Origin of the sequence: Xenorhabdus entomophaga, assembly GCF_037996725.1 — a bacterium.
GTDB lineage: Bacteria > Pseudomonadota > Gammaproteobacteria > Enterobacterales > Enterobacteriaceae > Xenorhabdus > Xenorhabdus khoisanae.
Genome location: NZ_JBBMXH010000395.1, coordinates 1 through 343 on the forward strand (window position 1 = coordinate 1; position 343 = coordinate 343).

General features: G+C 51.9%; 1 protein-coding gene. It reads left to right on the top strand.

Going from position 1 to position 343, the window contains the following annotated elements; genetic code table 11:
* Nucleotides 1-343: phage portal protein (locus tag AAC854_RS23365; protein WP_340619167.1), on the top strand; the 343-nt coding region annotated here is incomplete at both ends.

Sequence of the window (343 nt, forward strand, 5' to 3'; positions counted from 1 at the left end):
CACCTTTAACAACATTGAGAATTTAGGGATTGGGTTTATCAACTATTCCCTCGTCCCGTACCTCACCCGCATTGAGCAGCGGATTAATGCCGGGTTAGTCAGAAACAGCAAACAAGGGCGGTTTTACGCCAAATTCAACACCGGGGCATTGCTGCGCGGGGACATGAAATCCCGTTTCGAGGCCTACGCCACCGGAATTAACTGGGGGATCTACTCCCCGAATGAATGCCGGGAACTGGAAGAACTCAACCCGCGAGAGGGCGGGGATATTTACCTGACGCCCATGAACATGACAACCAAACCTGAACAATCCCCGAAAAAGGAGGAAGAGACGCATGCCGAT